Origin of the sequence: Lacinutrix jangbogonensis (assembly GCF_000797445.1) — a bacterium.
GTDB lineage: Bacteria > Bacteroidota > Bacteroidia > Flavobacteriales > Flavobacteriaceae > Lacinutrix > Lacinutrix jangbogonensis.
The window spans coordinates 18,405-39,608 of record NZ_JSWF01000027.1 but is presented as its reverse complement, the minus strand read 5'-3'; the positions used below and the strand labels follow the sequence as shown (position 1 = coordinate 39,608).

Here is a 21,204-nt window from a genome sequence, read left to right as displayed (position 1 = left end):
CTATAAATATAACAACTAGTATTTAAAATCTCCTAATTTAGAATCTATAAAACTTCGTTTATTAACACTTCTGTATTTGAAGTTTTTTCTCTATTTTTTTCTTGAATCTTTCTAACAATCGATGTTGTTCTGTTTCTAGTTAAAAAGCGTGGCAAATTTGCTAAAATCTTATTAAGTACTCCTGGAATTGCAACTACTTGACCTTTTAACATTGCTTTATAACCATAAGCGGCAACTGCCTTAGGGCAAGCCATATTAAAACCAATTTTATTTTCTGAAGATGTGCTAGACACTACTTCTTGAAAACACGTTTTAGTAGGGCCTGGACACAGCACCGTGACAGAAACTCCAGTGTCTTTAAGTTCGTTTGCTATCGCTTCAGAAAATGAAAGCAAATAAGATTTAGAAGCATAATACAAAGCCATCATTGGACCAGGTTGAAATGCGGCTATTGATGATACATTTAACACTTTTCCTTGATTCTGCTTAATCATGCCCTGTAAAACTAGTTTTGTTAAATGTGTAATAGTAATAATATGCAAATTTAACATAGAAGACTCTTGCTTCCAATTGGTATTAATAAAAGAACCATAAACTCCAAAACCCGCACAATTAACTAGAACGTCTATTTTAATATTTCTTATTGCAGTAAAAACAGTTTCTGCACTATTATTTTCACTTAAATCGACAGGTATAATATTTACATTACAACTGTGGTTTTTTTTAAGTTCTGATTGTATTAATTCTAACTTTACTTCATCTATATCTATTAGAACTAAATTGTAATTATCCTTAGCTAATAATAACATTAACTCATATCCTAAACCTGATGCTGCTCCAGTTACTACTGCTGTTTGTTGCATATTTACTTTATATAATTAGCACTACTCTTTTCCATCTACAAAATCTTGCAAATAGGCAAAACGTGGTGTTAGCTTACCTTCACTTGTGGTCATTCTAGCACGTTTTAAAATACCATTCTCGTCGTTGTTAAAAAAGGCAGGAATTACATGTTGTAAAAACATATCTCCAAAACCTTCACTTGCATCTTTTGGCAATTCGCAAGGTAAATTATCTACAGCCATCATTGTAATAGCTCCTTTAGCGTCGAAAGCGACTTCTTTTTCTGTTAACGCATCGTAGCCATAAAAAGGATCTGCTATGGTAGAAGGTCTAATAGTACTTGCAACAGGACCATCGATATCGCAAGAAATATCGGCAACCAAATTAATTTTAAATTCGGGATGCTTTGCCTCTGCTCTTGTAAACAAATAAGGGGCTCCATCGCCATAAAAATGACCAGCAATAAAGAAATCTGTTACTTTTGCATACGGCATAAAATTACTTTCGTAGTTTGTTGCATCCTTATAAAAGGCAAACTTATCGCCTACTTTACCATCCTTTCGTTTTGCATATTCCATAACATCTACCATACAGTATACTGGTTCTGTAAAATCGCTTGTTAAGTATAACGCATCACTAATATCTTTTATTTTTAAATGATCTAATATTTCTTTAGCGCCTTTAGCCACTTTACCTGTTCCGGTAAGTAGTATTTTAATATTAGGCAATTTTATTTTATCGAGTTCCGCTTTCACAGCATCAAGATCTCTTAGTGTTTCTACTTTTGGTAAGTTGAATAATTTATCACGCAATCCTAAAGCTCTAAACCCATTATATGCGCCAACCAAACCAGCATAACGTCCAAAACCAATTAGCCTAGCTCCATTTTGCTTTACAATTGTTTCGTGATCGTATAGCTCGATGTTTTTTGTTAAAACGGCTTTTAGAAGCGTTCTATTATATGGTTGTTTTTTAATAGTATGACTGAAGAAAAAATACTTTTTATTGGGAATTAAAGCATCCATTGGCACTTCTTTTACACCAAACATAACATCTGCATCTGAAACATCTTCTGAAACATTAATACCCGAGTCTTGATAATCTGAATCACTAAACACACGAATATCTGAAGACTCTACAACAATCTCAGCATCAGAAAATTTATTTTTTAAAGTTGTTAAATCTTGAGGAGAAAAAACCACACGACGATCTGGTGGATTTTTACGTTCTTTAATTATGGCGAATTTCATTTGGAAGGATCTGTTTGTTTCTGCTAAAATACTTTTATAATTAGGGTTTCGCAAATGAACTGAACTAGACTTTTTCTTTTTCTGCAAAATCCCAATTTTGAATTCTAATTTTGCTCTTTTTTATCAACTTAACGATGCTATATTTATAAAAAACAACTTCATTACAACACAAAAGCGAAACTTTTCGGTTTAAAACAATAAGTCTAGTTGAATTCTATAAAAAAAGGTGTTTGGTATGGCTTTTGAATTAATATTTTTAGTAATTTTGCAGTCCTTGAAGCTTTTTATAATGTTTCTTGGTAGATGCGTTAAGGATTGAAGCGGCATCCTTTTGCTTTTTTCAGCAAAAGATATAGCGGAAAGCCTGACCCATTTTTGATCTTAAAAGCAGAAATGGGTAACGCTATAAAAAAAACACTTGAAATATAATTGATGAGATTCTGACACGAGTTCAGGATAAATTCAATTTTGTAAATTAAAAATTCACTGTTTCATTTAAATGGGGTCGACTGGTTTTGACAGCGAGATTAATTAACTAGTAAGCACGTCGTGTAATGATTTTGAAACACGTAAAAGGCTAAGTCAACTTTTTAAACGGCGAGAATAACTACGCTTTAGCTGCCTAATCCGAATTATAGTAGGATTAAGCCTCGGCTCACTAGGTGAGCAAGCTTTATGTCTCCAGAAAGCCTTAGTTAATGGCGTTCTATTTAAGACATCGTAAATATTAACTTAGATTAGGTACTGCTTTGTTGCCTTTTCGAGATTAAGAAGATAAGGTTAAAGTGGGTTTTTTCTAACCAGCTTAAACTCGAAAAACTAAGAAGAAAATAAACGTGTAGAAAGCTACTTTCTTACTTGTTTGGACGAGAGTTCGATTCTCTCCGACTCCACAAACCCTCATAATCAATAGATTACGAGGGTTTTTTATATTAAATCAACACTACTCTCCTCATTAGCCCTTATTTATAAAATAAACATAACGTTTCATATATGAAACAAAAAATGGTATATTTGTATCTTATATGATACATTATGCCTAAAAAGAAAACTATATTACTACCTAAAGCAGAGAAAATTCTTTCTCAATTAGGAGAGAATATCCGCCTAGCGCGATTACGAAGAAAGTTAAGCGCAGAGCAGGTTGCTGAAAGAGCAAACATTGGTAGGTCTACACTTTGGAAAATTGAAGAAGGTAAAGGATCTGTATCTATGGGCAATTACTTGCAAACCTTATTAGTTTTAGGTTTAGAAAAAGATCTTTTAACAGTAGCAAATGATGATACTTTAGGGCGTAAAATTCAAGATGCTGATTTAACAGTTAAAGAACGAGCTCCAAAGAAAAACAATAAATAATGAGTGCTGAAAGAAAAAAAATATTAGTGTATGCTCATTGGGTAGGTTTTAATGAGCCTACCCTAATGGGAATGTTATATGCTTCTCTCAACAAAGGAAAAGAGCTATTCTCATTTGAGTATAATTCAGAATGGCTAAAACTTAAAGAAGCTACAGCTATCGATCCAGATTTACAACTATTTTCAGGACCACAATATTTGAATGAAGACAAGTCCAATTTCGGTATTTTTCTGGACTCCTCTCCAGATCGTTGGGGAAGATTATTAATGAGAAGAAAAGAAGCCGCAATAGCTAGAAAAGAAGAGCGTAAACCACGCACCCTTTTTGAGTCTGATTATGTTCTTGGTGTTTTTGATGCAAATAGAATGGGTGCACTACGTTTTAAAACTGCTGCAGATGGTCCATTTCTAGACAACAATGCACAAATGTCAGCTCCTCCGTGGACAGCTTTAAGAGATTTAGAATATGCAAGTTTACAATTAGAACGAGATGATGCACCAGATGATCCAGAGTATTTACAATGGTTAAATATGTTAATGGCTCCTGGTTCTTCTTTAGGTGGCGCAAGGCCTAAAGCAAATGTTCAAGATACAGACGGCTCTTTATGGATTGCAAAGTTCCCAAGCGGTAACGACGATAAAGATATTGGTGCTTGGGAACAGCTTATTTATGAAATGGCTATTCAATGTGGAATTGATATGGCAGCGTCAAGAATACAGAAGTTTTCACACCATCAACACACCTTCATTACCAAACGTTTTGATAGAACTGCAGACGGACAACGCATTCACTTCGCATCGGCTATGACTTTATTGGGTTATACTGATGGTGTAGACCATCAAGATGATGTAAGCTATTTAGACCTTGTAGAGTTCTTGATGCAAAATGGTGCAAACATAGATGAAGATTTAGTAAAGTTATGGACACGTGTAGTGTTCAATATTTGTGTTTCTAACACAGATGATCATTTGCGTAATCACGGATTTATATTATCTGAAGGCGGTTGGACACTTTCTCCTGCCTATGATATAAACCCAATAGAAGGTGGTAATGGACATAAATTGAATATAGACAGCGAGGATAACTCTCAAAATTTAGAACTAGCATTATCGGTTGCTCCTTACTTTAGATTAGACCCAAAAGAAGCTCAATTAATTATTGACCAAATCCTTGAGGTAGTTTCCAACTGGCAAATCCTTGCTAAAAAAATGAGGATTTCCAGAGCAGAAATAGAAAGAATGGGTGGTTGTTTCAAATTATAAATTAATAGTCTTAGAGGTTATTAACTCAATATCTTCATTCAAAAAGTTCGAACTCTGTCGCTCGACCTCCACAAAAAAAGCCACAATTTTCAAGTTGTGGCTTTTTTTATAAAAAATTTTAGAATTGTATTAACGTCTTCCCATTCTATTACTTCTATAATCTTTCATCTTCTTTACTACAATATCTTGGTATTCTTTTTTTGTAACCACATCTCCTTTTTTAGGTGCTTTAATAGTGATTTCTTCCTTTGGATTCATTACAATTTTAGAACATAATAAAGTTGTATTATCTGCACTTACTTCAAGAATTAAACCTGGTAATCCCCAATACTCTAGAGGTCCATGCCCTACAGGAATTTGCAAAGTATACCAAGCTTCTACTTGTGTCATTTCTACTTGCTTAATAGAATCATCGTCGCCTTTAGATTCTTTTTCATTTGCTAGTTTACTCCATGAAAAGGAGTACCAAGTTAATTCATTGGTTGGTATTAAGGCTGTTGCCTTCATACAATTATATTTCCCAATAACCTTACTTTCACTACTCATTTCCCAATTTATAGATTGCAAACTATCTTTTACTAAAAACTTTTTACCATAGATTTCTTGATTCTGAATCTGACTATTTGTTTTAATATTTTTATATTGTTTTCCTGGGCTAAAGTTTTTTCCCCAAGAATCTGTTGCACCAGATAATGCATCTAATTTTTCATCTTCATAAAAAAAGGATTCCTCTCTGTTAAAAGATAAAACGTAGGTTTTTTCTAATCTATTCTTTAAACGAGCTGCAACGTCTTTTTTCTGAGCTTCACTCATTGTTGCTCCCCACTTTCCAAGTTCCATTTTAGACTTTGAAAAATAATATGCTTTGGCTTGAAAATTATCAAAATCAATGTTTTCTTTCACACCCGTTGTTGTTAAGAAAATAAAAATAAGACCTAATGAGAAAATAGCTTGATGTTTCATAATTTAAATATTTTGTGTAACAAATTTAGTGAAAAATTAAACAATAATGATTAATTACCAAAACATTAACAATTATCTACTTTAATAAAACGCCATTTTCATAAAAAAAACGAAATAAAAGTATTGGAGATTACAAGGCTTAGCTTTTGATATAAAAAAAAACACCTCCAAGATCTAAGAATCTTAGAGTTTTTTTTTTATAGAACAAGATAGATATCTTTGTCTGTCAAGCTTAAAGTTTTATTTTAAAATCTACATGTTGCCATTCTGTAAAACCACCTTTTAAATCGTAAATTTTTTCAAAACCAGCTTCTAGCATCTTTTCGGCGCATTTTGCACTTCTTTTTCCAGATTTACAATACAGTATTACCGGTTTTTCTTTATCTAATTTAACGATATCAGCTTCAAAAGTAGGAGAAAAGAAATCTATGTTTTGAGAATGTGATATATGCCCTAACTTATACTCATTGGGAGTTCTTACATCTACTAATTGAACATTATCTATATCTAGTAAAGTTTCCATTTCTTCTACAGAAACAACTGTTATTCCACTTTTAGTTTTCGTAGAACAACTGAAGACGCTTACCATTAAAATTAGCACGATTACTTTTGCTGAGTTTCTCATAATAAAAATATTTTGATTGATTGATTGATTGATTGATTGATTGATTGATTGATTATTCTATTCTTCTACTTCACCTCTCCATTCTGAAAACCCACCCATTAGATTATAAGTGTTTTCAAATCCCATTTGGTTCATGATAGCACAGGCTTGACCACTACGTCCTCCTGCTTTACAATACACATAATAGTTTTTATTTTTATCTAATGTTTCTAATTCATAAATAAAGGCTTGCCCTTTAAATATATTTAGATTCTTAGCCTTTGGAATAAAACCATCTGCTACTTCTTCTTCTGTTCTTACATCTAATAAAAAAGCATTATCATCTGCCTTTAGTTGTTGAGCCCATTGCTCTTGTGATAAATCTGACATTATTAATTTTTAGGGTACAAAGTTAATCAATTTAACGTTTCCTTATGATATAGACGAAAAAAAACCTGAAGTGTTACAACTTCAGGCTTAATTTAATATTTAATAAACTTGTTTTTATACTTTTATGGAGCAACCAATTGCTTTGGTTTCAGTGACATCAACCTCTTTACCAACTAACAATGCATTAACTGCATCTTCAACATATTTGTTCTTTACTTGATCTGCATTCTGGTAATTATCGTCTATAGCTCCAATATATTTTACAATATTTCCGTTATTCATTTTTTGAACAACGTAAATATGTGGTGTTTTTGTAGCTCCAAATTGCGGATAAACGCTTTGATCTTCATCCATTAAATATGGAAAAGTAAATCCTTTTTCTTTAGCACGTTCTTGCATAGCCCCCATATTATCTCCAGGTTTAACCTCAATATTATTAGGCATTATTGCTATTACAGGATAGCCTTTTTTAGCATACATTTTATTAAGACCTTCCACTCTATCTTCATAAGCCACTGCATAAGGACAAGTATTACAAGTAAAGGTAATAATAAAGCCTTTAGCTTCATTAAAATCTTCCATAGACACCATTCTCCCGTCTATATTCTCTAATCTAAAATCGGTAACTTCATCACCAACTTTATAACCATTATCTCCTTTCTCTTCTGCTTTAGTGAATGACCAAACACCAAAAACTATTGCTGTTAGCAGCATCAATTTAATTCCTTTTTTCATGTTATTTTATTTTAAAAATTTACATCCGCGAATACCATCGCATTAACTATTAATTGAGGTTTATTTTAATATTGTCATTCCCGCGAAATCGAAAGATTCATGAATTCACTATTACAAAAAATTAAACAATGAATACCAAAGGAATCTCAAGTTAAAAACTTCTATTCAATAAATTTATTAACTTCTAGTTTTAACTCTTCTAAGTTAAACGATTTTTCATAAAACGTTCTCTTACTATTGTTATATATTATTGTAGCAGGAATAGCTCCAGTCCAATCTTTATCAACTTTAGGAATCCATGTATTACTATCGACATCGTTTAAAACTACAATTCTAGATTTTAGTTTATGCTTAGTTATAAAAGGTTTCAGTTTAGTATCGTATTGTTTAGGGAAATCTAAACTCACTAAAACGACATCTACATTTATATTTTTATACTCTTCATTTAGAGTCTCAAAATACGGTAATTCTTTAACACAAGGTGCGCACCAAGTTGCCCAAAAATTTATAACATATACTTTACCGTCTTTCTTATTTAATAGCGGCTCAAGTTCATTAAAATTATAAACCGTTAAATCTATATCTTTAGCATTACTTTTCTCAATTACTACAACCGGATCAGCATCTAATTTTTGAACTTCTTCTTGTTTACATGCAGAAAACAAAATAACTAATAGTAAAACATACACCTTCATTTTATAAAAATAATACAGAAATCCTTACACAAACCTCTTTTAACAAATATTTACATTAAAAATAATTTGAAAGTTAACATTCAATTTATATATTTGGATTTTAAAATTAATATGAACACAAATTTAAATCATACATGGTGGTGGACTTCCCGAAATTCAATTCGTGAATAAACTCTTACGTATATTTAACCAAACATACAAAAGGCTTGTCATTCACGACAAGCCTTTTTTTTTATTCTGAACTTGTTTCAGAATCCTAAACAAACATAACATCTCATTGCATTGAGATACTGAAATAAATTCAGCATAAATGAAGACTTTTAGCCTTTACACTAATTACAAAAAAATCCTTGCAGATACTATTACACCTGTGAGTATTTATTTGAAAATTCGCGATAAATTCCCAAATAGCATCTTGTTAGAAAGTAGCGATTATCATGCTAATGATAACAGTTTTTCATACATCTGTTTCAATCCTATTGCTTCAATAAAAGTTTCGGGAGACACTATAGAGCAAACATTTCCAGATGGAAGTAAGCTAAGAAATAGGACTACAGATGTACCAAAAATGATTCATAAGTTCACAAAACGCTTCAAAGTAACTTCTAAGGAGAGTTTCAAATTTATAAATAATGGCATTTTTGGTTACACCTCTTACGATGCTATAAAATATTTTGAAGATATTAAAATTTCAAAAAAACCAAATTCTATAGATATTCCAGACATCTATTACGCTGTTTACCAAAACATTATTGCCATAAATCACTTTAAAAATGAAGCTTACATTTTTGCACACTGTTTTAATGATGGTGATGATAATATTGATGAAATATTGCATTTAATAAAATCTAGAAACTTTGCATCTTACAAGTTTTCTACAGACGCCGAAATCGAATCTAATTTAACAGATAATGAATACAAAGAACAAGTAGCATTAGCAAAAACCCATTGTGCTAGAGGTGATGTTTTTCAATTAGTACTTTCGAAAAAATTCTCTCAAAAATTTAAAGGAGACGAGTTTAATGTCTATCGCGCTTTAAGAAGCATTAATCCTTCACCATATTTATTCTATTTTGATTATGGCGATTTTAAAATTTTTGGAAGCTCTCCTGAAGCACAATTAGTGGTCAATGAAGGAATTGCAGAAATTCATCCCATTGCAGGAACTTTTAAACGTACAGGAAACGATGAAAAAGATGCGGAATTAGCAAAGCAATTAGCTAAAGATGAAAAAGAAAATGCAGAACATGTTATGCTAGTAGATTTAGCTAGAAACGATTTAAGCAGACATGGAAGCCAAGTAAAAGTTGAAACGTATAGAGAAGCACAATTTTTCTCACACGTTATTCATTTAGTCAGTAAGGTCACTGGAAAAGTACACAATAATACACCAACGATGCAGGTGGTTGCTGACACTTTTCCTGCAGGAACTTTAAGTGGTGCACCAAAACATAAAGCGATGCAGCTTATAGAAAAATACGAGAAAACGAGTCGTGCGTTTTATGGCGGAGCTATTGGTTTTATGGACTTTAAAGGTAATTACAATCATGCGATTATGATAAGAACATTCTTAAGTAAAAACCACGAATTACATTGGCAAGCAGGAGCTGGTTTAGTATCAAAATCTAACCCTGAAAACGAATTACAGGAAGTTTATAATAAATTAGGAGCACTTACAAAAGCGATTGAGTTAGCTCAAAACATAAGTTAGAAACTATAATTAAAAAGATTCTCAGTTTTGCGAGAATAACCCAAATATTATGAAAGTATTAGTAATAGACAACTACGACAGTTTCACATACAACTTAGTCCATTATCTAGAAGACTTAAATTGTGAAGTAACCGTAAAAAGAAACAACAAATTAACTTTAGAAGAAGTTGATGCCTACGATAAAATAGTATTATCACCAGGACCAGGAATCCCTGATGAAGCAGGTTTATTAAAAGACATTATTAAACGCTATGCTCCAACAAAAAGTATTCTTGGAGTTTGTTTAGGACAACAAGCAATAGGTGAAGTTTTTGGGGGAAGTTTAGTGAATTTAGAAACCGTTTTCCATGGTGTTGCAACAAAAATTGAAATTTGTGTTGATGATGAAGCCTTGTTTAAAAACATGGACAAAACAATAGAAGTTGGTAGATACCATTCTTGGGTTGTAGATGCTGATTTACCTGAAGTACTGGAAGCCACATCTTTTGATAAAAATGGACAAGTAATGTCTTTAAGACACCGAGTTTACGATGTAAAAGGAGTACAATACCATCCAGAAAGTGTGTTAACGCCTAATGGAAAACAGATTTTAGAAAACTGGATAAATAGCTAGTATTCAACTTGCGATAGCAGTAAACAATCACAATCAAACAAGTCAATAAAAATAAACAATTAAAATTAATATAATAGTTATCTTTCCTTCGGAAAGCATTAGAAATAAAAATGAAAAAATTACTAAACAGGTTAATAAACCACGAAAACATCTCCAGTAAAGAAGCTAGAAACGTTTTGGTTAATATTTCTGAAGGGCAATACAATCAAAACCAAATCGCTTCATTTCTTACGGTTTTCATGATGCGTAGCATTACACTAGAAGAGCTTCAAGGTTTTCGAGACGCACTCTTAGAGTTATGTGTAGCAATAGATTTATCCGATTTTAATGCTATCGATTTATGTGGCACTGGAGGCGACGGAAAAGACACGTTTAACATTTCTACCTTATCTTCTTTTGTTACCGCTGGAGCAGGCGTTAAAGTAGCAAAACATGGAAACTATGGTGTTTCATCTGCCTCAGGATCTTCAAACGTTATGGAAGCTTTAGGTGTTCATTTCTCTAATAAATCAGACTTTTTAAAGCAATCTATAGATCAAGCTGGAATATGCGTTTTACATGCGCCATTATTTCATCCAGCCATGAAAAATGTTGCTCCTATCCGCAAAGAATTAGGTGTAAAAACTTTTTTTAATATGCTCGGGCCAATGGTTAACCCTTCATTTCCAAAAAACCAAATGGTGGGTGTTTTTAATTTAGAATTACAAAGACTATATGGTTATCTTTATCAGAACACAGATAAAAATTACAGCATCGTTCACGCGCTAGATGGTTATGATGAAATTTCTTTAACAGGAGAAACCAAGATAATTTCTAATAACTCTGAAACGATGTTAAGACCCTCAGACTTAAACGTAAAACAAATTGAACAATCAGAAATTTTTGGAGGTCACTCTATAAAAGAAGCGGCCAAAATTTTTAAAAACATAATTAAAGGAAAAGGAACCGAAGCACAAAACAATGTTGTTTGTGCGAATGCAGGGTTAGCAATTGCAACCGTAAATAATATTTCGCACCAAGACGGATTTCAATTAGCAAAAGAAAGCCTAGAAAGCGGAAGAGCCAAAGAAAGTTTAGAACGCTTAATAGAGTTGAGTAAAAAATAAACCGCCACTTCTAGTGATTTTTGAGCTGCTATAAAATTGAATCGAAAACCTACAAAAAAAGTTATCGATACAATTCCGAAAACTTACGGAATCAATTAAACTGAAGGCAAGATATAACATGAACATATTAGATAAAATAACAAGAGACAAACGCATCGAAGTAAACCTTCGTAAGCAACTCATTCCAACAAAGCAATTAGAGCAGTCTATTTTGTTTGAAAGAGAAACGATCTCTTTGGCTAAGAAATTAGGAGCCAGCACCACAGGAATTATTGCTGAACACAAACGACGATCTCCATCAAAACAAGTTATTAATCACGATTTAAACGTGTTCGATGTTGCAAAAGGTTACGAAGAATCTGGAGTTTGTGGCATGTCTGTTTTAACAGATGGTAAATATTTTGGAGGCTCACTTGACGATTTACTAACGGCGAGATCTAGCTGTAGTTTACCACTACTGCGTAAAGAGTTTATTATAGACGATTATCAAATAATGGAAGCCAAAGCTTATGGAGCAGATGTTATTCTACTAATAGCTGGTATATTAACCAAAGTGGAAATAAAACAGTTTTCAGAATTTGCAAAAAGCTTAAATTTAGAGGTGCTTCTAGAAGTTCATAATGAAAAAGAATTAAACAAATCCATAATGCCTAGTTTAGATATGCTAGGTGTTAATAATAGAAATTTAAAAACGTTTGAAGTCAGTTTAGAAACTAGTAAACAATTAAGCTCATTAATTCCAAACGACTTTATAAAAGTATCAGAAAGTGGAATTAGTAATATTGAAGCCATCAAAACTTTACAACCTTTTGGTTACAAAGGATTTTTAATAGGTGAGAACTTTATGAAAACAGATAATGCTGGAGAAAGCGCAAAACAATTTATAAAAAATTTAAGATTATGAAACTAAAAATATGCGGAATGAAAAATGAAAACAACATCCTTGATGTTGCAGAACTTAAACCAGATTATATGGGTTTCATTTTTTTCGAAAAATCACCACGTTACTTTAATGGCATTATTCCAGAAATTTCTGCAGACATTAATAAAATTGGTGTTTTCGTAAATTCTACATTCGATTATATAAGAGGTAAAGTAGAAAAATACGAGCTACAAGGCGTACAACTTCATGGTGAGGAAACACCAGAATTATGTGAAAGACTTAAAGCACTAGACATTACAGTTATTAAAGTGTTTTCTATAAAAAATCAATTCGATTTTAAAGTTTTAGATCCTTTTGAAGAGGTTTGCGATTATTATTTATTCGATACCAAAGGCAAAGAACCAGGTGGAAACGGTTATACTTTTAACTGGAACGTTCTAAAAAAATATCCATCTATAAAACCTTACTTTTTAAGTGGTGGAATTGGACCAAAAGAAATGGAGTCACTATTACTATTCTTAAAAAGACCAGAATCAGATTTGTGTTGCACTTTTGATTTAAATAGTAAGTTCGAGACAGCTGCTGGATTAAAAGACGCTGCAAAGCTAAAAGCCTTTCAGCAAAAATTAATAGATGCTAATTATATATTATAAGTTTAGGAAAGCAATTTAATATCTCGTGTTAGATATTGAATTCATTACCGACTAAAACTATAAAAATGAAATACAACATTAACAACAAAGGTTATTATGGAGACTTTGGAGGTGCATACATTCCAGAAATGCTCTATCCTAATGTAGAGGAGTTACGACAGAATTACCTAAAAATAATGGCAGAACCGTCTTTTAAAGAGGAGTTTGATCAATTGTTAAAAGATTACGTTGGCCGCCCTTCTCCTCTCTATTTAGCCAAAAGGCTTAGCGCAAAATACAATACAAAAATATATTTAAAACGCGAAGATTTAAACCATACAGGAGCTCATAAAATCAACAATACTATTGGTCAGATTTTAGTAGCACAACGCTTAGGTAAAAAACGAATTATTGCCGAAACTGGAGCAGGACAACACGGTGTAGCAACTGCAACCGTTTGCGCACTCATGGGCATGGAATGTATTGTTTACATGGGAGAAATTGATATTGCACGTCAAGCTCCAAACGTTGCTAGAATGAAAATGCTAGGCGCTAAAGTCGTTCCAGCTTTATCAGGAAGCCGTACTTTAAAAGATGCAACAAACGAAGCCATAAGAGATTGGATTAATAATCCTGTAAACACACATTATATTATTGGTAGTGTGGTTGGACCTCATCCTTATCCGGATATGGTTGCCCGTTTTCAATCGGTAGTTTCAGAAGAAATCCAATGGCAGTTAAAAGAAAAAGAAGGAAAAACTACTCCAGATTATATTGTTGCTTGTGTTGGTGGTGGAAGTAATGCAGCTGGTGCATTTTATCATTATTTAGAAAATACAGACGTAAAACTAATCGCTGTGGAAGCCGCGGGAAAAGGTATTCATTCTGGTGAAAGTGCTGCAACTTCTGTGTTAGGAAAAGAAGGTATTATACATGGTAGTAAAACACTACTCATGCAAACAGACGACGGACAAATTACAGAACCATACTCTATTTCTGCAGGTTTAGATTATCCTGGTGTTGGACCAATGCATGCACATTTATATAAAACTGGTCGTGCTGAATTTATTTCGATAACAGATAATGAAGCTATGACAGCAGGTCTAGAATTAAGTCAATTAGAAGGTGTTATTCCCGCAATTGAAACAGCACACTCTTTAGCTATTTTTGATCATAAAAAATTTAAAGAAGATGATATTGTCGTGATTAATTTGTCTGGTCGTGGTGATAAAGATTTACAGAATTACATTGATTATTTCGATTTGTAAAATAATTATAGCGTTACCACAAGGGTCAGGCTTTCAAGGCTCGCTCTCTGCGAGGAGCTCAAACAAACCTTTCAATCCTTAACGCAGAAAAAAAAAGAATAATTAAAAATGGATTCCTCAATTTGCAGGAATGACAAATATGAACAGAATAAACAAAAAATTACAAGAGGACAAAAAACTACTCTCTATCTATTTTTCAGCAGGCTATCCCAATTTAAACGATACGGTTTCAATACTAGAAAACCTAGAAGAAAATGGTGTAGACATGATTGAAATAGGTTTACCATTTAGTGATCCTTTAGCAGATGGTCCAACAATACAAGCGAGTTCAACACAAGCTTTAAAAAACGGAATGACAACCGAAGTGCTATTCAACCAGCTAAAAGACATTCGTAAAACGGTGTCAATTCCATTAATAATTATGGGCTATTTTAATCCTATGCTGCAATATGGTGTGGAAGCCTTCTGTAAAAGATGCCAAGACATTGGCATCGACGGATTAATAATTCCAGATTTACCAGTAAATGTTTATAATGAACAGTATAAAGCGACATTCGAAAAATACGGATTAATAAATGTATTTCTAATCACTCCACAAACAAGCATAGAACGCATTAATTTTATCGATTCTATATCTAACGGTTTTATTTACATGGTAAGTAGTGCAAGCGTAACAGGAGGCAACTCTGGTTTTGGTTCAGAACAAACAAACTACTTTAATCGCATTGCACATATGACATTAAAAAACCCGCAAATTGTTGGTTTTGGAATTTTAGATAACGAAACATTTAGCCAGGCTACTCAATATGCAAAAGGAGCTATAATTGGGAGTGCGTTTATAAAACACTTATCAAAAAATGGAACAAAAAAAATAAAAGCGTTTGTAGATAATATCTTAAATTCATAAAAACTTAATAATGATGGATCCTATTACCTATAGATCAGCAACTTTAGAAGACCTGCCTACATTATTAGATTTTGAACAAGACTTAATAGCATTCGAACGTCCTTTTGATAGTAATTTAAAAGACAATTGCACGTATTATGATTTAGACTACTTGATAACTTCAAATAATGCTAAAACTATTGTTGCCTGTTTTAAAAATGAAATTATCGCATCTGGTTATTCAAAAATTATTGAGAGCAAATCTTATCATAAAAACACTAACTATTCCTATATGGGATTTATGTATGTTAAACCTGAATACAGAGGTCAAGGAATTATTCAAAATATAATTGCAAAACTTAAAAAATGGTCTATCTCAAAGAATATTTTTGAGGTCCGTTTAGAAGTTTACTCAGACAATGCTTCTGCATTAAAAGCGTATAAAAACAATGGTTTTAAAAAACATATGATTGAAATGAAAATGTATTTATAATAACGCCATGAAAATACTAAACGACTATCGAATCATTATTCTATTATGCCTTACTTTAGGTTTAGCTCCTTTTTTTCCAGAACCTCATCTTTGGGGAAAAATAAAATGGATTTTAGGTGGTGCAAATGGTATGCAACTAAAAGACTGGTTCGATGTTTTACTTCATGGCTTTCCTTGGGTACTTCTAATTCGTATAATATTTATAAAAATCTTCAAAAAAAATGGCGCTTAATATTGTTTTAATAGAACCCGAAATACCAAATAACACTGGAAACATTGGCAGACTCGCATTAGCTTCTGGCTCTAATTTACATTTAGTAAAACCGTTTGGATTCGAAATTACAGATGCGAGACTAAAAAGAGCAGGTCTTGACTATTGGCAACATCTCAATTTACATTATTACGATAATATTGATGATTTCTTTGCCAAAAATGAAAACAAAAAATGGTGTTTCTGTCAAGTCATGGCACAAAAAAACATTGGGATATTGAATATAAAGATGACTTGTTTTTAGTCTTTGGAAAAGAATCTAAAGGATTACCTAAAGCGATCACTGAGAAATATTCCGATAAGTTATTTAAAATTCCGCTCTATAGCAATCATGTGCGCAGTCTAAATTTAGCTAACGCCGTAGGCATCATTGTTTATGAAGGTTTAAGACAAATAGAATAATATTATGATAAAAAAAATCGCGTTTTCGCTTTTAGCGCTTTTCTTAGCTTACCAAACAATTTCCATATTTGTATACGCAGGTACTTTTCCTATAAAATCATCAGCTGTAATAGTGTTAGTGGCCGCATATTTAAATCTTATAGTCACTGGTGTTTTCGCTTTCACCGGTTTTGTTTTTCCTACTCAAAAACTCTTACCAGAAAGTTACTATAGCATTAAAAATTCTAAATCCTTAAAGCGCACCTTCAAGTATTTAAAAGTAGATTTTTTTAGATCCTTTTTATTGGCTACTGTTTGGAGAAACAAAAACAAACAAAAAGGCTATTTTAATGGTAACCGAGATGGGTTTAAAAGTTTTGTGATACAATCTAAAAAATCAGAATTTGGTCATTTGATACCGTTTATTATTTTAACGTTAATGAGCTTCTGTTTTTTGTTTGATGCTAAATTTATACTTGGATTATTTACTATAATTATAAATGTGATTTTTAATTTCTATCCAATATTATTACAAAGACATCATCGCATGCGAATTGCTATTTTAGAAAAACGATACGGGAAGAAATAGTGGTTTTAGGAATAGAACTGAGACCTCGGAAACACTACAAAATTGAGTGATTTAAATACGTGTAAAAGTAATAGGAAACTATTTGTTATTTTTCTTTAAATACTCCAAATATAAGTTTTCCACCTTAGTTCTAGCCCAAGGCATACGGCGTAAAAACTTTAAACTAGATTTAATTGAGGGATTATCTGTAAAGCATTTAATCTTTATGTTGTAACCCAAGTATTCCCAACCATAATGAGCTTCTAAATCGGTTACAATTTGCTCTAACTTAATACCGTGAAGTGGATTGTTTGGTTGTGACATAATTAAGCAATCATATTTTTAATTTTCACAGCTTTTTCAAAATGATCTAATTGGTGTGTTTCAATCCACCAAGTTGCTGCTTCCATTAATAATTTAGGATTATCGTTTTTGTTTTTAAAAAAAGCATAAAAGGAAAGACCAACGGTATTTCCTTTTTGTGCAATCTTCTTATCGCAAACTTCTATTATTTTTTCTTTTAATTCTTTAGTCATTTTAACTTCTAGAACTATTAGATCGTCTGTCGTTATTAGAGCTTCTACTTTTGTTTTTATTACGGTTTCTTCCTCCGCTTCCAGAAGATGAATTACTCTTAGATTTATCACCAGAACCTTTTGGCTTACTATTTCTAGGCTGTCTATTCTGTCCCGGCTTTATTGGTGTAGTTGATGCATTTGGATCGGGCTCGAAACCTTCCATAATTTCAACTGGCAGTTTTTCGCCTATAAGTTTTTGTATGTCTCTTAAAAAAGTAGTTTCGTCTGCACTTACTAAAGAGATTGCTTCTCCTTTTGCTCCTGCTCTACCCGTTCTACCAATTCTATGTACGTAATCTTCAGAAATATTTGGGATTTCGAAATTAACAACGTGTGGTAATAATGGAATATCCAACCCACGAGCTGCGATATCTGTTGCAACCATTACACGAACTTGTCCATCTTTAAAACCTTTTAAAGCTTTAGTTCTCGCACCTTGACTTTTATTCCCATGAATAGCTGCTGCTGTAATACCAGCTCCAATCAGCTTTTTAGTTAGGTTATTGGCACCATGCTTAGTACGTGTAAAAACTAACACTTGTTTCCAATCACCATCAGAAATAAGCTTAATTATCAAACCTGTTTTATGGGCTTTTGCTACACGATATACTTTTTGAGAAATAGCTTCTACAGCTGTGTTTTCTGGAGTTGCTTCTACTTGTACTGGATTATTAAGAATAGTAAACGCTAACTTTTTGATATCTTTAGAAAATGTTGCAGAGAACATTAAGTTCTGTCTTCTGTCTGGCATTAATTTCATAACGCGCTCTATATCGCGCAAAAAACCCATATCAAGCATTCTGTCTGCCTCATCTAAAACAAATATCTCTATACGTTTAAGCGAGATATGTCCTTGATTTACCAAATCTAATAATCGTCCTGGTGTTGCTACCAAAATATCGACTCCGTTTCTAATATTTGATACTTGTGGTTTCTGGTTTACACCACCAAAAATAACAGTACTACGCAAATTTAAAAACTCACTATATTCCTTAACATTAGCATATACTTGTGCTGCTAATTCTCGCGTTGGTGTTAACACCAAAGCGCGAATAGGTCTAAATTTCTCTTTAGGATTTTCGCTTAATATATGAAGCATTGGCAAAGTAAAACCTGCGGTTTTACCTGTTCCTGTTTGTGCAGATGCCAAAACATCGTATCCATCTAAAATAGGTGGTATTGCTTTTGCTTGAATTGGCGAAGGTGTATCGTATCCCTTTTTACTAATTGCTTTTAGTATAGGCTCAGAAAGGCCCAATAATTTGAATGACATAAATTTAGTTTGTGAGATAAACTCTATTTATGTAGGCTACCTCTTTTAATAAGCAGCAAAGGTAGTACTATTTTAGGCTTTTGTAGTATGATTGGTGAATGTTTGTGTTTTTAGAACTAGACTTTGTCAAAAAAAATGGCGAACTTCGAAATTAAACTAACTACTGATATAAAATCTGCACAAACCTGCTTCAATATTGAAACGATGTTATATAAGACAACACGGTAGCCTTCACTAAGACCAACCATCAACCAATGATAAAATTCTTTAGAAAAATTAGACAAAAAATGTTGACTGAAAACAAATTCAGTAAGTATTTCATTTATGCCATTGGAGAAATTGTACTTGTGGTTCTTGGAATTTTAATTGCTTTAGCAATAAATAATAATAACGGAGAACGTAAAACTAGAATAAAGGAACTTAACTATTTATCAGGAATTAAATCTGATTTAAATCTTAATTTAATCGAACTCAAAACTTATATCACAACAAGAGAAACATCTGTTAGCTCTGCAGAAACTATCCTTGATTTTTTTAATAATAAAAAAGAAGTGATTCCAGATGAATTTAATTTGAATAATTTAAATGTCCAAATTTGGTATCCTTTAAAAAAAAATGATAACACGTATCAAGAACTAATAAACTCTGGAAATCTTGCTATTATATCTAATGATTTAATTAAGGACATACTTATAAATTCACAATTGGGTTACAAGCAAATATCTTTTTTAGAAACTCATATGCAATATGATTTTGAAAATTACATTTACCCTATATATTTTAGTACTACAGACCTAGAATCGGATATTTCAAACTATACTTTTCAAGTATCAAATGGAACTGATGGCGCAAAAACAGAACTCTCGAAGGAAAAGATTGAATTATTATTAAAAAACCAAACATTTAAAAATGGCTTTGTACTTTCCATCTTTAATAATAAACAGCTTCTTACTGAATATGAGAACATGATCTTAATGACAGAAAAACTAATTGATTTAATTGATTCAGAATTAATAATAAATAAATAAATAACGAAAGACTAACTTAAGACGTGTCTAATTTATTGCCCGAGCAATGATTACTTGGAGAGTTATATGGTTTTTTTTTACCGAAATTAGTTACGAAACCATCCATGACATGTCTGTTTAAATATTAAAACCCTAAAAAAACAAGGTGTAACATTAGAAACCTGAACTAATTTTCTATTATAAAATTCATTTCCTTTTTTACATCTTTAAAGCAAAACTGTTTTAGATGATGGAAACAAAGTTGTGCTAACATACAATACTATTCCAGAATGCATAAAACGGACTTGGACTACCCATTTAATTCCTTAAGTAATATTTGAGTTTTATATACTTCACGATTTTTAACCAAATCAAAAAAAAATAATTTCACAAAAACGCTACAATAACCGCATTGACACCTAAGGTTCCAAACCAATACAAGTTATTAAAATAGATTCAAATTATTACAAAAAGTCTTCATTATCAATATTTTAACTATCTTTCAAATATTAACCAACCAAAAAACAGCTATTAATTATGGAGTTAAAAATCAAGAACCTTAGCAAGACCTATTCAAACGGTGTTCAAGCTTTAAAAGACGTTACCCTAGATATTCCTCAAGGCATGTTTGGCCTTTTAGGACCAAACGGAGCAGGAAAATCATCATTAATGAGAACTTTAGCAACCTTGCAACAAGCAGATTCAGGTTCCGTGATGTTAGGTGATTTAGATATTTTAAAAGACAAAGCCGAAGTACGAAAAATTCTGGGTTACCTACCGCAAGAGTTTGGTGTGTACCCAAAAGTAAGTTCTTACAATATGTTAAATCATATTGCTTCTTTAAAAGGAATATCGAACAAAGGAGAGCGTAAAGATTTGGTAGAATCCCTATTAAATAAAACTAATTTATGGCATGTTCGCAATAAGAGTTTAGGAACATATTCTGGTGGAATGAAACAACGTTTTGGTATTGCACAGGCCTTAATTGGTGATCCAAAATTAATAATTGTAGATGAACCTACAGCAGGTTTAGATCCTGCAGAACGTAATCGTTTTCATAACTTATTGTGTGAAATTGGAGAAAATACCATCGTTATTTTATCGACACATATTGTTGATGATATTTCTAACTTATGTAATAACATGGCAATTATTTGTCTTGGTCAAGTAGTCCTTAAAGGAAATCCAAGTGATTTAACTGAAGGAATAAAAGGCAAAGTTTGGACAAAAGCGATTGAAAAAAATGAGTTATTAAATTACCAATCAGATTTACAAGTTATTTCTACACATTTAAAAGCAGGGAAAACTGTTATTCATGTATTAAGTGATAACCAACCTGACGCCTCTTTTCAAGCAACTGCTGCAGATTTAGAAGATGTATATTTCACTGAAATCACTTCTCGAATGGATGCTACTTTAGCATAATTGTTTAATCT

Annotated in this window: 24 protein-coding genes, 1 other RNA gene and 1 pseudogene; 16 read left to right on the top strand and 10 right to left on the bottom strand. The window is 32.2% G+C overall.

Translation table 11 applies throughout. The annotated features are described in order from the left end of the window. Positions 1 to 44: 44 nt before the first annotated feature. Complete coding sequence (locus RH82_RS08635; RefSeq protein WP_034059905.1) at positions 45 to 863, bottom strand: SDR family NAD(P)-dependent oxidoreductase; 819 nt, start codon at positions 861 to 863, stop codon at positions 45 to 47. A gap of 21 nt (positions 864 to 884) precedes the next feature. Next, entirely contained in the window at positions 885 to 2,093 is a 1,209-nt protein-coding gene (locus RH82_RS08630; protein ID WP_034060019.1) for an NAD(P)-dependent oxidoreductase, read from the bottom strand. Positions 2,094 to 2,594: 501 nt separating this feature from the next. Between RH82_RS08630 and ssrA the strand changes: the two genes are divergently transcribed. From ssrA to RH82_RS08620, 3 genes are all read left to right on the top strand, one after another. Beyond that, positions 2,595 to 2,989: a transfer-messenger RNA gene (ssrA, locus tag RH82_RS18165) on the top strand. 139 nt (positions 2,990 to 3,128) lie between these two features. Further along, positions 3,129 to 3,449: a helix-turn-helix domain-containing protein gene (locus tag RH82_RS08625; protein WP_028873142.1), complete on the top strand. Its 321-nt coding sequence runs from the start codon at positions 3,129 to 3,131 to the stop codon at positions 3,447 to 3,449. Continuing rightward, a complete protein-coding gene (locus tag RH82_RS08620) occupies positions 3,449 to 4,711 on the top strand; it encodes a type II toxin-antitoxin system HipA family toxin (RefSeq protein WP_034059902.1) in 1,263 nt (420 codons plus the stop codon). The genes RH82_RS08625 and RH82_RS08620 overlap by 1 nt, the downstream gene beginning before the upstream one ends. Before the next feature lie 129 nt (positions 4,712 to 4,840). Here the strand turns inward: RH82_RS08620 and RH82_RS08615 are convergent, their stop codons facing one another. From RH82_RS08615 to RH82_RS08595, 5 genes are all read right to left on the bottom strand, one after another. Next, the gene (locus tag RH82_RS08615; protein WP_034059901.1) at positions 4,841 to 5,674 is read right to left on the bottom strand and encodes a GLPGLI family protein; all 834 of its coding nucleotides are present in this window, start codon (positions 5,672 to 5,674) and stop codon (positions 4,841 to 4,843) included. A gap of 232 nt (positions 5,675 to 5,906) precedes the next feature. Then, positions 5,907 to 6,299, bottom strand: a complete 393-nt coding sequence (locus RH82_RS08610) for a rhodanese-like domain-containing protein (protein ID WP_034059899.1) — start codon at positions 6,297 to 6,299, stop codon at positions 5,907 to 5,909. A gap of 57 nt (positions 6,300 to 6,356) precedes the next feature. Beyond that, positions 6,357 to 6,668: a rhodanese-like domain-containing protein gene (locus RH82_RS08605; protein WP_034059898.1), complete on the bottom strand. Its 312-nt coding sequence runs from the start codon at positions 6,666 to 6,668 to the stop codon at positions 6,357 to 6,359. A 114-nt stretch (positions 6,669 to 6,782) separates the two neighbouring features. After that, on the bottom strand, positions 6,783 to 7,403 hold the full coding sequence (locus RH82_RS08600) for a thioredoxin family protein (RefSeq protein ID WP_034059897.1): 621 nt from the start codon (positions 7,401 to 7,403) through the stop codon (positions 6,783 to 6,785). Between the two features lie 161 nt (positions 7,404 to 7,564). Further along, complete coding sequence (locus RH82_RS08595; protein WP_034059895.1) at positions 7,565 to 8,098, bottom strand: TlpA disulfide reductase family protein; 534 nt, start codon at positions 8,096 to 8,098, stop codon at positions 7,565 to 7,567. A 310-nt stretch (positions 8,099 to 8,408) separates the two neighbouring features. Between RH82_RS08595 and RH82_RS08590 the strand changes: the two genes are divergently transcribed. The 11 genes and pseudogenes from RH82_RS08590 (at position 8,409) to RH82_RS08540 (ending at position 16,931) form a co-directional block, all read left to right on the top strand. Then, positions 8,409 to 9,809, top strand: coding sequence for an anthranilate synthase component I family protein (locus tag RH82_RS08590; RefSeq protein WP_034059893.1), 1,401 nt, complete (start codon positions 8,409 to 8,411; stop codon positions 9,807 to 9,809). Between the two features lie 46 nt (positions 9,810 to 9,855). Next, positions 9,856 to 10,422 (top strand): anthranilate synthase component II, encoded by a 567-nt coding sequence (locus tag RH82_RS08585; RefSeq protein WP_034059891.1) that lies wholly within the window; start codon positions 9,856 to 9,858, stop codon positions 10,420 to 10,422. Positions 10,423 to 10,532: 110 nt separating this feature from the next. Continuing rightward, positions 10,533 to 11,528, top strand: a complete 996-nt coding sequence (trpD, locus tag RH82_RS08580; protein ID WP_034059889.1) for an anthranilate phosphoribosyltransferase — start codon at positions 10,533 to 10,535, stop codon at positions 11,526 to 11,528. Positions 11,529 to 11,646: 118 nt separating this feature from the next. After that, entirely contained in the window at positions 11,647 to 12,432 is a 786-nt protein-coding gene (trpC, locus tag RH82_RS08575) for an indole-3-glycerol phosphate synthase TrpC (protein WP_034059886.1), read from the top strand. Continuing rightward, the gene (locus RH82_RS08570) at positions 12,429 to 13,064 is read left to right on the top strand and encodes a phosphoribosylanthranilate isomerase (protein ID WP_034059885.1); all 636 of its coding nucleotides are present in this window, start codon (positions 12,429 to 12,431) and stop codon (positions 13,062 to 13,064) included. The genes trpC and RH82_RS08570 overlap by 4 nt, the downstream gene beginning before the upstream one ends. Before the next feature lie 65 nt (positions 13,065 to 13,129). Beyond that, positions 13,130 to 14,311 (top strand): tryptophan synthase subunit beta, encoded by a 1,182-nt coding sequence (trpB, locus tag RH82_RS08565; RefSeq protein WP_034059883.1) that lies wholly within the window; start codon positions 13,130 to 13,132, stop codon positions 14,309 to 14,311. A gap of 139 nt (positions 14,312 to 14,450) precedes the next feature. Next, positions 14,451 to 15,218 carry a tryptophan synthase subunit alpha gene (gene trpA, locus RH82_RS08560; protein ID WP_034060017.1) on the top strand — a complete coding sequence of 256 codons (768 nt, stop codon included), beginning with the start codon at positions 14,451 to 14,453 and terminating at the stop codon, positions 15,216 to 15,218. Between the two features lie 10 nt (positions 15,219 to 15,228). Further along, entirely contained in the window at positions 15,229 to 15,690 is a 462-nt protein-coding gene (locus tag RH82_RS08555) for a GNAT family N-acetyltransferase (RefSeq protein ID WP_241148026.1), read from the top strand. Between the two features lie 7 nt (positions 15,691 to 15,697). Further along, positions 15,698 to 15,922, top strand: coding sequence for a hypothetical protein (locus RH82_RS08550; RefSeq protein ID WP_034059879.1), 225 nt, complete (start codon positions 15,698 to 15,700; stop codon positions 15,920 to 15,922). Further along, positions 15,912 to 16,363 (top strand): annotated as a pseudogene (locus tag RH82_RS08545) (tRNA (cytidine(34)-2'-O)-methyltransferase). Before RH82_RS08550 ends, RH82_RS08545 begins: the two are co-directional and overlap by 11 nt. A 4-nt stretch (positions 16,364 to 16,367) precedes the next feature. Continuing rightward, entirely contained in the window at positions 16,368 to 16,931 is a 564-nt protein-coding gene (locus tag RH82_RS08540) for a glycosyl-4,4'-diaponeurosporenoate acyltransferase CrtO family protein (RefSeq protein WP_034059877.1), read from the top strand. A gap of 78 nt (positions 16,932 to 17,009) precedes the next feature. Here the strand turns inward: RH82_RS08540 and RH82_RS08535 are convergent, their stop codons facing one another. From RH82_RS08535 to RH82_RS08525, 3 genes are read right to left on the bottom strand one after another with little or no spacing between them, the layout of a single operon-like run. Next, positions 17,010 to 17,234 carry a VF530 family protein gene (locus RH82_RS08535; RefSeq protein WP_034059875.1) on the bottom strand — a complete coding sequence of 75 codons (225 nt, stop codon included), beginning with the start codon at positions 17,232 to 17,234 and terminating at the stop codon, positions 17,010 to 17,012. Between the two features lie 2 nt (positions 17,235 to 17,236). Then, on the bottom strand, positions 17,237 to 17,446 hold the full coding sequence (locus RH82_RS08530) for a DUF6500 family protein (protein WP_034059873.1): 210 nt from the start codon (positions 17,444 to 17,446) through the stop codon (positions 17,237 to 17,239). A gap of 1 nt (position 17,447) precedes the next feature. Beyond that, positions 17,448 to 18,761: a DEAD/DEAH box helicase gene (locus RH82_RS08525; protein ID WP_034059870.1), complete on the bottom strand. Its 1,314-nt coding sequence runs from the start codon at positions 18,759 to 18,761 to the stop codon at positions 17,448 to 17,450. 254 nt (positions 18,762 to 19,015) lie between these two features. Here RH82_RS08525 and RH82_RS17805 point away from each other — a divergent pair, with 254 nt between their 5' ends. Further along, complete coding sequence (locus RH82_RS17805; RefSeq protein WP_052158273.1) at positions 19,016 to 19,789, top strand: DUF6090 family protein; 774 nt, start codon at positions 19,016 to 19,018, stop codon at positions 19,787 to 19,789. A 516-nt stretch (positions 19,790 to 20,305) separates the two neighbouring features. Beyond that, on the top strand, positions 20,306 to 21,193 hold the full coding sequence (locus tag RH82_RS08515) for an ABC transporter ATP-binding protein (RefSeq protein WP_034059868.1): 888 nt from the start codon (positions 20,306 to 20,308) through the stop codon (positions 21,191 to 21,193). Positions 21,194 to 21,204 lie beyond the last annotated feature (11 nt).